Genomic DNA, 15,660 nt, shown 5'->3' with positions numbered 1-15,660 from the left:
ATCTATTTGTTGGACGAATACAAGGCAAGCGCTCATATCAGGCGTCATCGGTGATCCCGAGGTCGCCACCGGCGCCCCCCGATCGCTTGTCCCGCCCCGGCACTCCCTGCCCAGGCAAAGATGAAATTGGAGAAGGACCATGGTCCACTTGCTTTCGAGCGAGCGGCCGTCGATGGCTGCCGCGTCGTCCAACCCGTTGCGCGCTCTGGTGAACTGGTTCGCCAAAGTCCGGGCTGCACGAGCTCGCCGCGTCGCCTTCGAGTCGCTTCTCGACTACGACACTGCTCGCCTCGAGGATCTCGGCATCAATCGCCAGGATCTGTTCGAGGCGCTCGACAGCCCCAGCCAGCGCCCCGGCTACAAGCTGCAGCAGAAGCGCGCCGAAAGCTCCCGCCATTGGCTTAACCCCTGAGGCTTCCGGTACGGAAGACCATCTGAGCGTGTCCGGGAAGGGTTGCAGCCTTTCCTCGTTCAGCGCGCCCCTCAGGCCCAAGCCTCACCCATGGCTCAACCCCAGTTGTGCCATCTTCGGGCCGGCTCACCCGCCGGCCTTGTTTCCTGATGAACTGCCGGGTCCAAGTCCTTCTCGCGAAGCACCGACCCGGCTTTTTTCATTTCCACACCCGCGTGGCGGGAGGCGCCCGTGGGGTGATGGAGGGGCATGCAATCCCTCGAGCCTACTCGGTCCCGTCCAGACGCTCCGCCACCAGTTCCTGCAGCCGCCACAAATGCGGGTCGTGGATGCCCAGTTGCTCCAGATGGCTCACGGTATTGAACAGATACTCGACCATCGAGCCGCGCGAGCCCACCGCCTTGGCCAGCACGTCGGCGATCTCAGCCTCGCTCAGCCCCGTGACATAGCGCCCGCTGTTGCGGTCGATGCAGAAGGTGAAGGCCCGCACCGGACCATGTTCGGTCATCACCGTCACCCAGCGCGGCGGAAACGGCGACGGCTTGCGGCCCATTTCGCGCCGGCAGAGCTTTTCGATGTTCTCCTCGGCGGCGCCCGGCGGCAACCGGTACAGCGCGCCCTTGCACGAGCCGCCGCGGTCGAGCGCCAGCATCAGTCCGGGATTGGCCTCCGAGCCGCGGAACCAGGTGTTCCACCCCAGGCAGAAGGCGCGATGCCAGCCGCGCAGCAGGCCAGTGCGGATCTCGACGAAGTCTGAGGCCGGCTTCCAGATCAGCGAACCATAGGCGAAGACCCAGATCTGGTCGGAGCCGTCGCTGCCGGCAAGAATATCCTGCGTGAACTGACGGAAGTCTTCGTCGGTGGCAGTTTCAGCCGGCGGCAGCGGTCCGTCCGGCGTCACCAACAGCGCCATCCGGGCCACGTGGGCCTCAGTCAGGCGCATCTGCCGAGTGGGCCGGACCATCGGGCGCTGTCCTTACGGAAGCTGTGCGAACCCGTCGCCGAAGCCGTTGAGCGATACCGGGATACCGATGCCTTCTTCCGGTGTCTTGAACACGAAGAAGATGGCGCTCTTGCCGGTGGTCAGCTTGGTGATCAGCTCGTCATCGAGCACCACCTCGGCCACGCACCCGTTGGGCAGGCAGCGCACGAACGCCACGCGGCCGATATTGGCGCCATCGATATTGAGCCCCAGCCCGTTGGGTAGCAGCACGCCGAGCGGCGCCAAGACGCGCAGCAGCCGCGCCTGTTTGTCGGCCGTCTTCAGGACGATCACCGACAGCCCGACATTGGGCTGATCTTCGGCCGAAACGTTCTGGATCAGCGCGCACTGCTCGAAGCTGGCGCCCGGCGGCGTGTCGCAGCTCATCTGCCAGTCGCCGTACTGCGCCTTGACCACCCCCTGCGCCAGGGCAGGGGACATCAGCCCCGCGGCAATCGCCAGCACCGCGAACATCCGAACAACAAGCCCGAGGATTGGCTGCACCGATCCACTCTCTCTATATGTGACATAACGAATCCCGCGTTCCCGCGGGCTTTGGTACTTAGTCGGCTGGCCCCGCGCGGCTGTCAACAAGCCGGCCCGCGGGAGGCCGCGGATAAACGCCTGCCAATCAAGGCAAGCGTGAGGCGTCCGCAGCGAGACCGCCAATTTGCGCCGAGGTGCGTTTTGACGCACGGTGCGACAAGAGGCATGAATTGCCTTGGGTCTGCCGATGTGGTTTAGACACGTTCCAAGTTTCAAGCGCTCCGAGGTTGAGTCGGGGCGGCGTTTCGCTATGCCGCATTTGCCCACCTCAACCCGCGCTAGAATACCGGACCAGACGGGATCTCAAGGGGGTTTTTAGGTGACCGGCAAACTACTGAGTTCGATTGGCTCGCTGGGAGCCGCAGCCCTCGCATTCGCGCCCATGGTGGCGACTGCGCAGGAGCAAGGCCATCCTGTGCCGGGTCAGATCGGGCTGCAGCCCTCCGTGACCCCGATCATGGATTCCATTCACGCCTTCCATGATGGTCCGCTGCTGTGGACCGCCGTGCTGATCGCCCTGCTGGTGCTGGTGCTGCTGATCATCGTGATCGTGCGCTTCAACGCCAAGGCGAACCCGAAGCCGTCGACGACCACCCACAATACGCTGGTCGAGATTGTCTGGACGGTCGTGCCGATCCTGATCCTGGTGATCATCGCGATCCCGTCCTTCGCAGTGCTGACCGATCAGCTCACCGTCCCCGATGGGCAGCGCAAGTATCTGGGCTCCAACATCTTCTCGTTCGGCGATGTCGAGGTCCCTGCAGCCGAGCTGACGGTCAAAGCGACCGGCCAGCAGTGGTACTGGGACTATGAGTATGTCGATCAGGGCAAGTCGATGTCCTCCTCGATCCTGTCTGAAGAGGCGCGCCTCGCTCAGGTTCCGGTGCAGCCCCGTCTGCTCGCCGTCGATTACCAGTTGGTCGTTCCGGTCGACACCACCGTGCGCATGCAGATCACCGCCGATCCGTCGGGCGTGATCCACGCCTTTGCGGTGCCCTCGTTCGGCATCAAGATCGACGCGGTCCCCGGCAAGCTCAATGAGACCTGGTTCAATGCCCGCAAGACCGGCATCTACTACGGTCAGTGTTCGGAGCTTTGCGGCAAGGACCATGCCTTCATGCCGATCGCCGTGCGCGTCGTGACGAAGGAAGAATTCGCAGCCTGGATGGCAGCGTTCGAGGCGGGTACCGTCGACGACGCCAACGCCACCCTGCCTGCACTCAGCTAAGGACCCGTGCGCGGGTCCTCGACCCGGCGCAGCGAGAATTCGATAAAGGGATCGCTCACTATGGCCGATACTCACGCTTTGGAAGCCCATGACAGCCACGGCCATGCCGCGGCGCATGATCATGGCCATCCGACCGGCTGGCGGCGCTATGTCTATTCCACCAATCACAAAGACATCGGCACGATGTACCTCATCTTCGCGATCTGCGCGGGGGTGATCGGTGGTCTTCTTTCCGGTGCCATGCGCCTCGAGCTGCAGGAACCGGGCATCCAGATCTTCCATGGCCTCGCGGCCATGGTCTACGGCGCCGAGGGCGATGCAGCGCTTGATGCCGGCAAGCACATGTTCAACGTGTTCACCACTGCTCACGCGCTCATCATGATCTTCTTCATGGTGATGCCGGCGATGATCGGCGGGTTCGGCAACTGGTTCGTGCCGCTGATGATCGGCGCGCCGGACATGGCCTTCCCGCGTATGAACAACATCTCGTTCTGGCTGCTCCCGCCGGCCTTCCTGCTGCTCGTCCTGTCGCTGTTCTTCGAGGGACCGGCAGGCGCGCACGGCGTCGGCGGCGGCTGGACCATCTACCCGCCACTCTCGACATCCGGACAGCCGGGTCCTGCGATGGACTTTGCCATCCTGTCGCTCCACATCGCCGGTGCGTCGTCGATCCTTGGCGCGGTCAACTTCATCACCACGATCTTCAACATGCGCGCGCCGGGCATGACGCTGCACCGTATGCCGCTGTTCCCGTGGTCGGTGCTGGTCACCGCGTTCCTGCTGCTGCTGTCGCTTCCGGTGCTCGCGGGCGCCATCACCATGCTGCTGACCGATCGTAACTTCGGCACCACCTTCTTCGCGCCTGAAGGCGGCGGTGACCCGATCCTGTTCCAGCACCTGTTCTGGTTCTTCGGTCACCCCGAAGTGTACATCCTGATCCTGCCGGGTTTCGGCATCGTCAGCCACATCGTGTCGACCTTCTCGCGCAAGCCCGTCTTCGGCTACCTCGCCATGGTCTATGCCATGATCGCCATTGGCGGCGTCGGCTTCATCGTGTGGGCGCACCACATGTATACCGTCGGCATGTCGCTCGATGTGCAGCGCTACTTCGTGGCGGCCACCATGGTCATCGCGGTGCCAACAGGGGTGAAGATCTTCAGCTGGATCGCCACCATGTGGGGCGGCTCGATCACCTTCCGCACCCCCATGCTCTGGGCCATCGGCTTCATCTTCCTGTTCACCGTCGGCGGTGTGACGGGTGTGATCCTCGCCAATGCGGGCGCCGACCGTGCGCTGCACGACACCTACTATGTGGTGGCGCACTTCCACTACGTGCTGTCGCTGGGTGCGGTGTTCGCCATCTTCGCCGCCTGGTACTACTGGTACCCGAAGATGTTCGGCATCATGTACAACGAGACGCTGGCCAACATCCATTTCTGGATCACCTTCGTCGGCGTGAACGTGATCTTCTTCCCGCAGCACTTCCTCGGCCTTGCCGGTATGCCGCGTCGCTACATCGACTATCCGGATGCCTTCGCGCTGTGGAACCGCGTTTCCTCGATCGGCTACTACATCACCTTCGCCGGTCTGGTGCTGTTCCTCTACATCCTGTTCGAGGCTGCCCGTAAGAAGCGTCCGGCCCCGGCGAACCCGTGGGGTGACGGTGCGACCACTCTGGAGTGGACGCTCTCCAGCCCGCCGCCGTTCCACCAGTTCGAGACGCTGCCGCGTATCGGCGCGGACGTTAAGCACTGACCTGCAGACTGTGCGCGGGGCCCTCGGGTCCCGCGGCAACCAAGGCGAGAGACATTGGCCTACGTGCACCACAGCAATGAGATATCGGTCCGCGCCCACGAGGCGCGGGTCGAAGACTATCTCGCGCTGCTGAAGCCGCGGGTCATGTCGCTGGTGGTGTTCACCGCTCTGGTGGGCCTGTTGCTCGCGCCCGGCGGCATCAATCCCTTCATCGGCGCCGTCGCCATCCTCTGCATCGCCATCGGGGCAGGGGCCTCGGGCGCACTGAACATGTGGTACGACGCCGATATCGACGCCGTGATGAGCCGCACCGCCAACCGGCCGATCCCGGCCGGCCGCATGGAGCGCGATCACGCGCTGGCCTTTGGCCTCGTCCTCTCGGTGTTCTCGGTTGCGCTGCTCGGCCTTGCCACCAACTGGCTGGCCGCCGGCCTGCTGGCCTTCACCATCTTCTTTTACGCCGTGATCTACACGATGTGGCTGAAGCGTTCGACGCCGCAGAACATCGTCATCGGCGGCGCCGCCGGCGCCTTCCCCCCGATGGTCGGCTGGGCCGCCGTCACCGGTACGATCAGCGTCGAATCCGTCGTGCTGTTCCTCATCATCTTCCTCTGGACCCCGCCGCACTTCTGGGCGCTGGCGCTCTACAAGCAGTCCGACTACGGCGCTGCCGGCATCCCCATGCTGCCCAACGTCGCCGGCGAGAAGGCCACCAAGGTCCAGATCCTCGTCTACTCGGTGCTGCTCGTCGCCTCGACGCTGATCCCGAGCTGGATCGGCTTCATGGGCCCGATCTACACCGCGGCCGCCGTCGTCACCGGCGCCGGGTTCCTGTGGTTCGCCTGGGCGCTCTTCAGCACCACCGAGACGGTGGCGATGAAGAAGGCCGGCCGGGCGCTGTTCACCTATTCTCTGAGCTATCTAGCCGTGATCTTCCTCGCGCTGATCACCGACCACGTAGCCAACATGCTGGGATGGCTCTGATGGTCGAACCCGTAAAGCGCGACGAAGAGGCCGAGGCCGCCGCCCGCCGCCGCCGTCGTTCGGTGGCCCTGGGCCTCGCGCTCGCCGCCTTCGTGATCATTGTCTACGTCCTGACCATCGTGAAGATGGGGCCGGCCGTGCTCGATCGGCCGCTCTGATGACCGACGCGTCCCTGCCGCAAACGCCGCCCAGTTCGCCCCGCAACCGCCGCGTCGCGGTCACGCTGTTGGTGCTGGTCGCCGCCATGGTCGGCGCCGCCTACGCTGCCGTCCCGCTTTATGCGCTGTTCTGCCAGGTCACCGGCTTCGGCGGCACGACGCAGGTCTCTGCCGGCAACCTCAAGGGCGCCATCGCCCGCGAGATGACCGTGCGCTTCGATTCCAACGTCGAAGGCGCGCTGCCCTGGACCGTGACGGCCGCCAAGCCCGTCACCGACAAGATCGGCAACGTCGAGACCGTCGTCTTCATTGCTCATAACCTTTCCGACAAGCCCGTCACCGGCCAGGCGATCTTCAACGTCACGCCCGAGCAGACCGGCATGTACTTCAACAAGATCGAATGCTTCTGCTTCACCGAGCAGACGCTGCAGCCCGGCGAGACTGTCGAGATGCCGATCGTCTTCTTCGTTGACCCCGATATCGCAGAGAACCGCGATCTCGACACCATCCGGGACATCACCCTGTCCTATACATTCTACGCCGTTAAGAGCGAGGGAAGCTGACCATGGCTGCGCACGCCAAGCCCAACCACGACTACCACCTGGTAAACCCCAGCCCCTGGCCCTTCGTCGGCTCGGTCTCGGCCTTTGTCATGGCCGTGGGCGCTGTGCTGTGGTTCCACGAAATCGCGCCGCCCTGGATCCTGCTCGCAGGCTTCGTTGGCGTGCTCTACACCATGTATGCGTGGTGGAGCGACGTCATCAAGGAAGGCAAGGCCGGTGACCACACCCCGGTGGTGATGATGCATCACCGCTACGGCATGATCCTGTTCATCGCTTCCGAAGTGATGTTCTTCGTCGCCTGGTTCTGGGCCTATTTCGACGGCTTCTTCAATCAGGAAGCGCACGAGCAGTATGCTCGTATCGCCGCCATGGGTACGACCTGGCCGCCGACCGGCGTCGAGCTGTTCAGCCCCTGGCACCTGCCGCTGTTCAACACCCTGATCCTGCTGACCTCGGGCACTGCCGTGACCTGGGCGCACCATGCGCTGCTGCACCGTGACAAGCGCGGCCTCGTCTGGGGTCTCGTGATCACCATCGCGCTGGGCGTGCTGTTCACCTGCGTGCAGGCGCTCGAGTATTCCGAGGCCGGCTTCCAGTTCACCGGCAACCTCTATGGCGCCACCTTCTTCATGGCGACCGGCTTCCACGGCTTCCACGTGCTGATCGGTACGATCTTCCTGATCGTCTGCCTGATCCGCGCCATGCGCGACTCCTTCACGCCCGAGCACCACCTCGGCTTCGAATTCGCCGCCTGGTACTGGCACTTCGTTGACGTGGTCTGGCTGTTCCTCTTCGCCTCGATCTATGTCTGGGGCAGCTGGGGCGTCACCCTCAGCCACTAGGCAGAGGGGCCACCAGAGACTTTTCGAAGGGCGCGGCAAGGCTGCGCCCTTCGTTCTTCCGGGGACAGAGATGACCGATCACATCATCCGCGATGTCGCGAGCCTCGAGGCGCTCTATGGCGAAGTTAGCCTCGGCGCGCAGCTCAAGGAAATGCCCTACCTCCACCCGCACTATGCGGCGCTGATCAAGGCCTCGCCCTTCGCCATCCTCGCCACCTGCGGTCCTGCCGGCCTCGACGCTTCGCCCCGCGGCGATCCGCCCGGCTTCGTTGAAATCCTCGACGAGAAAACCCTGCTGCTGGCCGATCGGCGCGGCAATAACCGCCTCGACAGCCTCCGCAACGTCATCGCCGATCCGCGTGTCGCGCTGCTGTTCCTTGTCCCCGGCGTCGGCGAAACCCTACGCGTCAACGGCACCGCCGAAATCTCGGTTGCGCCGGAGCTGATGCAGCGTCTTGCCGTTGCCGGCAAGGAACCGCGCAGCGTGCTCGTCATCCATATCGAGACGGTGTTCTTCCAATGCTCACGCGCCCTGGTGCGTTCCGAACTCTGGAACCCCGATCGCCATGTCGAGCGCTCGAGCCTGCCGAGCCCAGGCCAGATGCTCGCCGCCACCAGTGAGGCGCGGATCGATGGCGAGGCCTATGATCGCGAACTGCCCGACCGCCTGAAAGTCACGTTGTACTGAGCCATGACCGAGCCGACCCCCGAACGTTTGCCGTCTCCCTTCGCCACCGGCCTTGCCTGCCGCTGCCCGCGCTGCGGCGAGGGCCCGCTGTTCTCCGGCTTCCTGAAGCCGGTGTCGCGCTGCGAAAGCTGTGGTGAGGACCTGAGCTTTGCCGCCGCAACCGAGGGACCGGCCGTCTTCATCATCCTGATCGTCGGCTTCGTCATCGTCGGCGCGGCTGCGGCGGTCGAGGGGCTGTTCCATCCGCCACCGTTCGTCCACCTGCTGCTCTGGCTGCCCAGCACCGTCATTCTGTCGCTGCTGTTGCTGCGGCCGTTGAAGGCGACAATGGTGGCGCTGCAATACCACAACCGCGCCGGCGAAGGCCGCCTCGATGGCTGACGACATTCGGCCGGCCCGGCGTCCGCGTTGGTCGTTCTGGGCCTTCATCGGCTTCATGCTGGTGCTGATGGCACTGTTCGTCACGCTCGGCATCTGGCAGGTCGAGCGGCTCGGCGAGAAGGAGCACCTGATCGCCAACGTCGCCTCACGCATGACCCTCGCGCCCGAACCGCTGCCGCCGGTCGGCGAGTGGGGCGCCTTCGATGCCGACGCCTGGAACTACCGGCCTGTTGCCGCCGCCGGCACCTTCCGGCCGGAGCAGACGGTATTGGTATTCACCAGCCTTGCCGACCAGCGCGGCAAGTTCTCCGGGCCCGGGTACTGGGTGATGACCCCCCTCGAGCTGGCCGCCGGCGGCACCATCTTCGTCAATCGCGGCTTCGTGCCCGAGGAGTCCGCCGAGGCCTTCGCCGCGGGCGGTACGGTCGAGCCCGGTCTCGTCAGCCTCGAGGGCATCGCTCGCGCCAGCGAGGAAATCAACAGCTTCACCCCGGCGCCCGATACCGCCAAGCGCATCGAATGGGTCCGCAACACTGAACGCCTGGCGTCGCTCGCCGGGCCGGTGCCCGAGCCCGTTGCGCCGATCTACATCGATCTGCCGGCACTGGGCGCCGGCACCCTGCCGCAGGGTGGCGAGACCGTCGTCAGCTTCCCCAACAACCATCTCGGCTACGCCATCACCTGGTTCGGTTTCGCGACGCTTGTGCCGTTCCTGCTGTTCTTCTGGGCCCGCCGCCAGCGGGCGCCCAGGCCACCCGAGATACCATCCAAGCCATGAAACTTGCGGCGCAGCCGCAGTTTCACTAGGGTGCGGCGCAATCCCAAACCGCGTGCGCAGCAGGCACGTGTGAGAACAAGGCGGGGCGCTTTCCCTACATGCAGTTCGTTTCTACGCGCGGCGGGGCGGTCGTGCCCGGCTTCTCCGATGCAGTCCTCGCTGGTCTCGCAAGTGACGGCGGCCTTTATGTCCCGGAGAATTGGCCGCAGATCACTCCCACCCAGATCGCGGCCTACGCCAACCGGCCCTATGCCGAAGTCGCCTTCGATATCATCCGCCGCTTCGTCGATGGCGAAATCGCCGATGCCGAGCTGAAGCGCATCATCGACGAGGCCTATGCCACTTTCCGGCATGCCTCGGTCGCCCCGCTGGTAGAGATCGAACCCGGCCATTTCGTGCTCGAGCTGTTCCACGGCCCGACGCTGGCGTTCAAGGACGTGGCGATGCAGTTCCTCGGGAGGGTGATGGATCATATTCTCGCCCGCCGCGGCAGCCGCGCCACCATTGTCGGCGCTACCTCCGGCGACACCGGGTCGGCCGCCATCGAGGCCTTCCGTGGCCGCGAGGCTACCGACATCTTCATCCTCCACCCGGAGGGCCGCACCTCCGAAGTGCAGCGCCGGCAGATGACCACGGTGCTTGACGCCAACGTCCACAACATCGCCTTGCGCGGCACGTTCGATGACTGCCAGGACATCGTGAAGGGCCTGTTCAACCATCGCGACTTCCGTGAGACGACGCACCTCAGCGGCGTCAACTCGATCAACTGGGGCCGCATCGTCGCGCAGATCGTCTACTACTTTACCGCCGCCGCCTCGCTCGGCGCGCCACAGCGCGAAGTGATCTTCACCGTCCCCACCGGGAACTTCGGCGACATCTTCGCCGGCTACTGCGCCGCGCGCATGGGGCTGCCGATCAGGACGCTGGCCATCGCCACCAACTCCAACGACATTCTCGCCCGCACCATCGAGACCGGGCGCTACGAGGTCACCGGCGTCACCCCAACCATCAGCCCGTCGATGGACATCCAGGTCAGCTCGAACTTCGAGCGGCTGTTGTTCGAGGCGGTCGATCGCGATGCCGATGTGGTCAAGTCGATGATGAGCGGCCTGAAGCAGTCCGGGGGCTTCTCCATCCCCGACAAGGGGATGGCGGCGATCCGCCGGCAGTTCGTCGCCGGCCGTACCGACGAGGCCGCAACTGCCGCGACCATCAAGGCTGTTCAGACCGGCTCGCGCTACCTGCTCGACCCCCATACCGCCGTCGGCGTCGCCGTTGCCCGCACGCTCGTGGGCGGCACCGCCCCGGTGGTCACACTCTCCACCGCGCACCCCGCCAAATTCCCGGCCGCGGTCAAGGCTGCCGCGGGCATTGAACCGGCCCTGCCGGCGTGGTTGTCTGATCTTTACCAACGAGAAGAACGCTACACGGTGCTGAACAACGATCAGTCCGAGGTGGAGCAGTTCATTGCGGCACGCACCCGTGCCGGAGGAGCATAAGTGACGGTCCGGAGTACGACGCTTCCCAACGGCATGACCGTTCTCACCGACGACATGCCGCACCTCGAAAGCGCGTCCCTGGGCATCTGGGTCAAGGCCGGGTCACGCAGCGAAACTGAAGCCGAGCATGGCATCTCGCACATGCTCGAGCACATGGCGTTCAAGGGCACCAAGACCCGCGATGCGCTGGAGATCGCATCCACCATCGAGAATGTCGGCGGCGACCTCAATGCCGCGACCTCGGTGGAGCACACCGGCTATTTCGCCCGCGTGCTGAAGGAAGATGTCGCGCTCTCCGCCGATATCCTTTCCGACATCCTGCAGAACTCGCAGTTCGAGCAGCACGAGCTCGATCGCGAGCAGCAGGTGATCGTCCAGGAGATCGGCGCGGCGCGCGACAACCCTGACGATCACGTGTTCGACCTGTTCCAGCAGGCCGCCTTTCCCGATCAGGCCATCGGCCGCACCATCCTCGGCACCGTCGAGTCGGTGAACAGCTTCGGCCCCGATTCCATTCGGGCCTATATGGAGCGCAACTATGTGGGCGACCACATGGTGCTGTGCGCTGCCGGAAACGTCGATCACGATGCACTGGTCGATATCGCCAATAACCGCTTCCACGATTTGAAGCCCACCGGCGCCCCGCCGCCCGACAAGGCGGCCTATGTCGGCGGTGAGCAGCGCCTCGTTTCCGACCATGAGCAAGCCCACATCGTGCTCGGCATGGAAGGGCGAGCCTACAATTCCGACGGCTTCTATGCCGTGCAGATCCTCGCCTCCATTCTTGGCGGCGGCATGAGCTCGCGGCTGTTCCAGGAAGTGCGCGAGAAGCGCGGCCTCTGCTACTCGGTCTATGCCTTCCACTGGGCCTTCGCCGATAGCGGCATTTTTGGCGTCGCCGCCTCTACCGGCGAGGACGAGGTGGCGGAGCTGCTGCCGGTGGTGCTCGACGAGCTGCGCAAGGCCACCGAGACGATCTCCGACGAAGAGGTGATCCGCGTCCGCAACCAGATCCGCGCCGGGCTGCTGATGTCGCTCGAAAGCCCGTCGTCGCGCGCCGGACAGCTGGCGCGCCAGCAGATCCTGTGGGGCCGCACCATTCCGCTGCAGGAGACGGTCGATCGCATCAATCGCATCACCGCCGACCGCGTGAAGCAGATTGCGCGGCAGGTGTTCGATGCCGGACAGGTGTCGCTGGCGGGCATCGGCCCGGTCGCCAAGCTCCCCGACTATCGCGACATCGCGGCACAGCTGAAGAACTGAGGGCGTAGCGGCGTCATCATGATGCTCACCTGGTTTGCGCGCGACGATACCCCGGTGCTGACGGGTCAGCGCGTGGTCCTGCGCGCGCCGCGCGCCAGCGACTACACCGCCTGGCGCGACCTGCGCCGCGCCAGCCGCGATTTCCTCCGCCCCTACGAGCCGCGCTGGACCGACTCGGACCTCGGCCAGCGGGTCTACGCCGCGCGGCTGCGTCGCGGTCGCGAGGAGGCCAAGGCGGGTACCGACTATGCCTTCTTCATCTTCACCCGCAGCGACGAAGAGCTGGTGGGCGGCATTACCCTGTCCAACGTGCGGCGCCGTGCCGCGCAGTTCGTCAACCTCGGCTATTGGATGGGGCACAGCTTCGCCGGCAAGGGCTACATGACCGAGGCGGTGAGCCTCGTTATCCCTTTCTGCTTCGAAACCTTGGGTTTACACAGGATTCACGCGGCTTTCCTGCCCGACAACCAGGCCAGCCGGCGCGTCCTTGAAAAGAACGGATTCACCGAAGAGGGCTACGCCGAACACTACCTCCAGATCGACGGCAGGTGGGCAGACCACGTGCTGTTCGGCCTTACCCGAGAGCGCTACGACGCCGCCGTTAGGCACGGCCGCCGGTGAATGCTTGTCCCAAGGGGGAAACCCCGTTACCTAGGTTCCCCAACCATGACTGCGGCAGGGCCATTTTTCAGCTAATGCGTCACATCCTCTACCTCGCGATGTGTATTGCGTTTGCGCTGGTCGGGACCCTTCCCGCTGCCGCCTTCGACGTCATCACCGCTCCCGAGAACGTCAACGCCGTGAACCTCACTGGCGTGGTCGATATCGTTCCCGGCGACGCCGGCAAGGTGCAGCTGTCCACCGCCGCCGGTGAAGATGGCATCATCCGCCGCATCGAGGTGCTGGCCTCGGCCGGCGGCTCCAACCCCAACTGGGCGCTGTTTGCGCTGCGCAACGATTCCGACGTGCAGCTCGAACGCCTGCTGGTTGCGCCGTATTTCCGCCTGCCGGGCTCCGGGGTGTTCCGGCCCGATCTCGGCGCCGAGCGCATCAAGGTCTTGACCCCCAGCGCGGGTCTGCGCCCCACGCGCCTTACCGACCGCGAAGCCGACGTCTTCGAAGTGGTGCTCGATCCTGGCGCTACCGTCACCTTCGTCGCGGAACTGTCGAGCGGCGCGCTGCCCGAACTTTACCTCTGGAAGCCCGACGCCTACCGCGACTACGTGAACTCGTTCACCCTGTTCCGCGGCGTGGTGCTGGGCGTTGCGGCGCTTGCTGCGGTGTTCCTCACCATCATGTTCGTGGTGAAGGGGCGCGGTATCTTCCCGGCCACCGCGGCCTTCTCCTGGGCAGTGCTGACCTACCTGCTGGTCGATTTCGGCGTCCTTGGGCCATTGCTCAGCATTTCCAATGGCGCGATGCAGCCGTTCCGCGCCGCCGCCGAGGCCGGCATCGCCACGACCTTGTTCGGCTTCCTGTTCATCTACCTGAACCTCCATCGCTGGCACCTGCGCTTCATCCACCTGGCGCTGGCGCTGGTCGTGGTGTTCCTCGCGCTGTTCGGTTTCGCCTTCTTCCAGCCCTCGATTGCCGCGACCGTGGCGCGGCTGGTGCTGGCGTTGCTCGGCATCACCGGCTTCTTCCTGATCCTGCTGCTGGCGCTGCGCGGTTACGACCGCGCCGTGCTGCTGGTGCCGACCTGGATCATCTATATCGCCTGGCTGTTCTACGCCTGGCTGGTGGTCACCGGCCAGGTTTCGAACGATGTGGCGCAGCCGGCGGTCGCCGGCGGCCTCGTGCTTATCGTCATGCTGTTGGGCTTCACCTCGGTGCAGCACGCCTTCTCGGAAGGGCAGGTGTCGATCGGCACCCTCTCCGAAGTCGAGCGCCGCGCCCTGGCGCTCACCGGCTCGGGCGATTTCGTCTACGACTGGAACATCGAGCGCGACCGCGTTGCCGTCTCCGATGAACTCGGCACCCGCCTTGGCGAACGTCGCGGCGCGCTGCGCGGCTCGATCAAGCGTTGGCTCGACCGCGTCCACCCCGAAGATCGCGATCGCTTCCGCACCGCCTTCGACACGCTGGTCGAACTTCGCCGCGGCAAGGTCTCGGCCGATGTCCGCCTCGCTGCCCATGACGGCAGTTTCCGCACGTTCCGCATGCGGGTGAAGCCGGTGCTCGGCGGCGACGGCCAGGTCAACCGCATCGTCGGCACCCTGCAGGACGTCAACGAGGATCGCGCCAGCCGCGAGCGCCTGCTGCACGATGCCGTGCATGACAGCCTCACGGGCCTGCCCAACAAGCAGCTGTTCCTCGATCGGCTGGAGCGCGCCCTGGTTCGCGCCCGCCTGCCCAACGGCACCAAGCCCGCCGTCTTCCTCATCGATATCGACCGCTTCACCGAGCTCGAGGAGCGGGTAGGGCACTCGGCCGCCGATTCCGTGCTGCTGGCGATTTCCCGCCGCGTCGCCCGCGTCATGCGCCCGCTCGATACCGTCGCCCGCCTTGGCGGCGACCAGTTCGGCGTCATCCTTGCCTCCGAGCAGGCCGCCGGCAAGATCGCCGAGACCGCCGAGCAGATTCGCAAGGCGCTGAAATCGCCGTTCAACTTCGGCGAGCGCGACCTGAGCCTCACCGCCTCGATCGGCGTCACCATCTATGACGGCAACCCGGTCGCCGCGCCGGACGTGCTGCGCGATGCCGAGCTTGCCATGTATTATGCGAAGCGCCTGGGCGGCGACCGCATCGAAGCGTTCCGCGCCTCGGCCCGCTCGATCGCCGCCTATTCGAAGGCTGGCGAAGAAGATCTCGACCGCGGTCTTCGCCACGGCGAGTTGGCGGTGCAGTTCCAGCCGATCATGGATATCCATTCCGGCACCATCGCCGGTTGCGAGGCGCTGATGCGCTGGAACCACCCGCAGCGCGGCGTGGTAGCGCCCGAGGAGTTCGTGCCGCTGGCCGAGCGCACCGGGCTGATCGAGCGGCTGGGCCGCGTCGCCTTCGAACAGGCCGCGGGCCAGGCCCGCGAATGGGCCGCTTCTCTACCGCTGCCCGAGGATTTCTTCGTCTCGGTCAACCTGTCGCCGGCGCAACTCGCGACCGAGTCATTGCTCAACGACATGCGCGCGCTGGTCTCCGACCATCGCCAGATCGCTCGGCACCTGAAGCTCGAGATCACCGAGAGCCAGGTGATGAGCAACCCCGAGCACTCGGCCTATGTGCTGAATGCGCTGCGGGCTCTCGGCCTGCGCCTGGCGCTCGACGATTTCGGCACTGGCCACTCGTCGCTGAGCTACCTGCACCGCTTCCCGTTCGACACCATCAAGATCCCGGCCGCCTTCGTGCAGCTGGGAGATGACACCGGCATGAGCCACACCCAGGTGCCGATCATCCGCGCCATCATCACGCTCGCCACCGAGCTCGATCTCAGCGTCATCGCCGAGGGCGTCGAGACCATCGAAGAAATCGAGCGCCTGCAGCAGCTCAACTGCCAATACGCCCAGGGCTACGCCTTCGGCGCCGCCATGAGCGGGCAGGAACTCGGCAAGCGTTTGCAGAGCCAGTTCAGCGGGAAGTAAATC

Annotated in this window: 16 protein-coding genes; 14 read left to right on the top strand and 2 right to left on the bottom strand. The window is 65.1% G+C overall.

Going from position 1 to position 15,660, the window contains the following annotated elements:
- Positions 1 to 139 precede the first annotated feature (139 nt).
- Complete coding sequence (locus AC1ROK_RS05800) at positions 140 to 412, top strand: hypothetical protein (protein ID WP_055884955.1); 273 nt, start codon at positions 140 to 142, stop codon at positions 410 to 412.
- A 265-nt stretch (positions 413 to 677) separates the two neighbouring features.
- Here the strand turns inward: AC1ROK_RS05800 and AC1ROK_RS05795 are convergent, their stop codons facing one another.
- Together AC1ROK_RS05795 and AC1ROK_RS05790 are read right to left on the bottom strand one after the other, a co-directional pair.
- Positions 678 to 1,376, bottom strand: a complete 699-nt coding sequence (locus AC1ROK_RS05795) for a gamma-glutamylcyclotransferase (RefSeq protein ID WP_492844782.1) — start codon at positions 1,374 to 1,376, stop codon at positions 678 to 680.
- A gap of 12 nt (positions 1,377 to 1,388) precedes the next feature.
- Entirely contained in the window at positions 1,389 to 1,868 is a 480-nt protein-coding gene (locus AC1ROK_RS05790) for an invasion associated locus B family protein (protein WP_069910572.1), read from the bottom strand.
- A 454-nt stretch (positions 1,869 to 2,322) separates the two neighbouring features.
- Between AC1ROK_RS05790 and coxB the strand changes: the two genes are divergently transcribed.
- From coxB to AC1ROK_RS05725, 13 genes are all read left to right on the top strand, one after another.
- Positions 2,323 to 3,168 carry a cytochrome c oxidase subunit II gene (gene coxB / locus AC1ROK_RS05785; RefSeq protein ID WP_492846341.1) on the top strand — a complete coding sequence of 282 codons (846 nt, stop codon included), beginning with the start codon at positions 2,323 to 2,325 and terminating at the stop codon, positions 3,166 to 3,168.
- A gap of 60 nt (positions 3,169 to 3,228) precedes the next feature.
- Positions 3,229 to 4,923 carry a cytochrome c oxidase subunit I gene (gene ctaD, locus AC1ROK_RS05780; RefSeq protein WP_492844780.1) on the top strand — a complete coding sequence of 565 codons (1,695 nt, stop codon included), beginning with the start codon at positions 3,229 to 3,231 and terminating at the stop codon, positions 4,921 to 4,923.
- A gap of 54 nt (positions 4,924 to 4,977) precedes the next feature.
- Positions 4,978 to 5,907 carry a heme o synthase gene (locus AC1ROK_RS05775; RefSeq protein ID WP_492844778.1) on the top strand — a complete coding sequence of 310 codons (930 nt, stop codon included), beginning with the start codon at positions 4,978 to 4,980 and terminating at the stop codon, positions 5,905 to 5,907.
- Positions 5,907 to 6,065, top strand: coding sequence for a cytochrome c oxidase system small membrane protein (locus tag AC1ROK_RS05770; protein WP_197421386.1), 159 nt, complete (start codon positions 5,907 to 5,909; stop codon positions 6,063 to 6,065). The genes AC1ROK_RS05775 and AC1ROK_RS05770 overlap by 1 nt, the downstream gene beginning before the upstream one ends.
- Complete coding sequence (locus tag AC1ROK_RS05765) at positions 6,065 to 6,628, top strand: cytochrome c oxidase assembly protein (protein WP_492844776.1); 564 nt, start codon at positions 6,065 to 6,067, stop codon at positions 6,626 to 6,628. The genes AC1ROK_RS05770 and AC1ROK_RS05765 overlap by 1 nt, the downstream gene beginning before the upstream one ends.
- 2 nt (positions 6,629 to 6,630) lie before the next feature.
- Positions 6,631 to 7,470, top strand: a complete 840-nt coding sequence (locus AC1ROK_RS05760; protein WP_492844774.1) for a cytochrome c oxidase subunit 3 — start codon at positions 6,631 to 6,633, stop codon at positions 7,468 to 7,470.
- Positions 7,471 to 7,540: 70 nt separating this feature from the next.
- Positions 7,541 to 8,158: a pyridoxamine 5'-phosphate oxidase family protein gene (locus AC1ROK_RS05755; protein WP_492844772.1), complete on the top strand. Its 618-nt coding sequence runs from the start codon at positions 7,541 to 7,543 to the stop codon at positions 8,156 to 8,158.
- Between the two features lie 3 nt (positions 8,159 to 8,161).
- Positions 8,162 to 8,539 (top strand): DUF983 domain-containing protein, encoded by a 378-nt coding sequence (locus AC1ROK_RS05750; RefSeq protein WP_492844770.1) that lies wholly within the window; start codon positions 8,162 to 8,164, stop codon positions 8,537 to 8,539.
- A complete protein-coding gene (locus AC1ROK_RS05745) occupies positions 8,532 to 9,317 on the top strand; it encodes an SURF1 family protein (RefSeq protein ID WP_492844768.1) in 786 nt (261 codons plus the stop codon). Before AC1ROK_RS05750 ends, AC1ROK_RS05745 begins: the two co-directional genes overlap by 8 nt.
- A 98-nt stretch (positions 9,318 to 9,415) precedes the next feature.
- Complete coding sequence (thrC, locus tag AC1ROK_RS05740) at positions 9,416 to 10,816, top strand: threonine synthase (protein WP_492844766.1); 1,401 nt, start codon at positions 9,416 to 9,418, stop codon at positions 10,814 to 10,816.
- Entirely contained in the window at positions 10,817 to 12,079 is a 1,263-nt protein-coding gene (locus tag AC1ROK_RS05735; protein WP_492844764.1) for a M16 family metallopeptidase, read from the top strand.
- Between the two features lie 18 nt (positions 12,080 to 12,097).
- Complete coding sequence (locus AC1ROK_RS05730) at positions 12,098 to 12,700, top strand: GNAT family N-acetyltransferase (RefSeq protein ID WP_492844762.1); 603 nt, start codon at positions 12,098 to 12,100, stop codon at positions 12,698 to 12,700.
- Between the two features lie 98 nt (positions 12,701 to 12,798).
- The gene (locus AC1ROK_RS05725; protein WP_492844760.1) at positions 12,799 to 15,657 is read left to right on the top strand and encodes an EAL domain-containing protein; all 2,859 of its coding nucleotides are present in this window, start codon (positions 12,799 to 12,801) and stop codon (positions 15,655 to 15,657) included.
- The last annotated feature ends 3 nt before the right edge of the window (positions 15,658 to 15,660 follow it).

This window comes from Devosia sp. GW821-FHT12F11, assembly GCF_058806655.1.
The sequence above is the reverse complement of the archived record's forward strand: the minus strand, read 5'-3'. Positions and strand labels throughout refer to the sequence as shown.

Bases quoted from the DNA above. Each gene is read 5' to 3' on its own strand.
- AC1ROK_RS05800 (WP_055884955.1), top strand. From the start codon at position 140: ATGGTCCACTTGCTTTCGAGCGAGCGGCCGTCGATGGCTGCCGCGTCG.
- AC1ROK_RS05795 (WP_492844782.1), bottom strand. From the start codon at position 1,376: ATGGTCCGGCCCACTCGGCAGATGCGCCTGACTGAGGCCCACGTGGCC.
- AC1ROK_RS05790 (WP_069910572.1), bottom strand. From the start codon at position 1,868: ATGTTCGCGGTGCTGGCGATTGCCGCGGGGCTGATGTCCCCTGCCCTG.
- coxB (WP_492846341.1), top strand. From the start codon at position 2,323: ATGGTGGCGACTGCGCAGGAGCAAGGCCATCCTGTGCCGGGTCAGATC.
- ctaD (WP_492844780.1), top strand. From the start codon at position 3,229: ATGGCCGATACTCACGCTTTGGAAGCCCATGACAGCCACGGCCATGCC.
- AC1ROK_RS05770 (WP_197421386.1), top strand. From the start codon at position 5,907: ATGGTCGAACCCGTAAAGCGCGACGAAGAGGCCGAGGCCGCCGCCCGC.
- AC1ROK_RS05765 (WP_492844776.1), top strand. From the start codon at position 6,065: ATGACCGACGCGTCCCTGCCGCAAACGCCGCCCAGTTCGCCCCGCAAC.
- AC1ROK_RS05760 (WP_492844774.1), top strand. From the start codon at position 6,631: ATGGCTGCGCACGCCAAGCCCAACCACGACTACCACCTGGTAAACCCC.
- AC1ROK_RS05755 (WP_492844772.1), top strand. From the start codon at position 7,541: ATGACCGATCACATCATCCGCGATGTCGCGAGCCTCGAGGCGCTCTAT.
- AC1ROK_RS05750 (WP_492844770.1), top strand. From the start codon at position 8,162: ATGACCGAGCCGACCCCCGAACGTTTGCCGTCTCCCTTCGCCACCGGC.
- AC1ROK_RS05745 (WP_492844768.1), top strand. From the start codon at position 8,532: ATGGCTGACGACATTCGGCCGGCCCGGCGTCCGCGTTGGTCGTTCTGG.
- thrC (WP_492844766.1), top strand. From the start codon at position 9,416: ATGCAGTTCGTTTCTACGCGCGGCGGGGCGGTCGTGCCCGGCTTCTCC.
- AC1ROK_RS05730 (WP_492844762.1), top strand. From the start codon at position 12,098: ATGATGCTCACCTGGTTTGCGCGCGACGATACCCCGGTGCTGACGGGT.
- AC1ROK_RS05725 (WP_492844760.1), top strand. From the start codon at position 12,799: ATGTGTATTGCGTTTGCGCTGGTCGGGACCCTTCCCGCTGCCGCCTTC.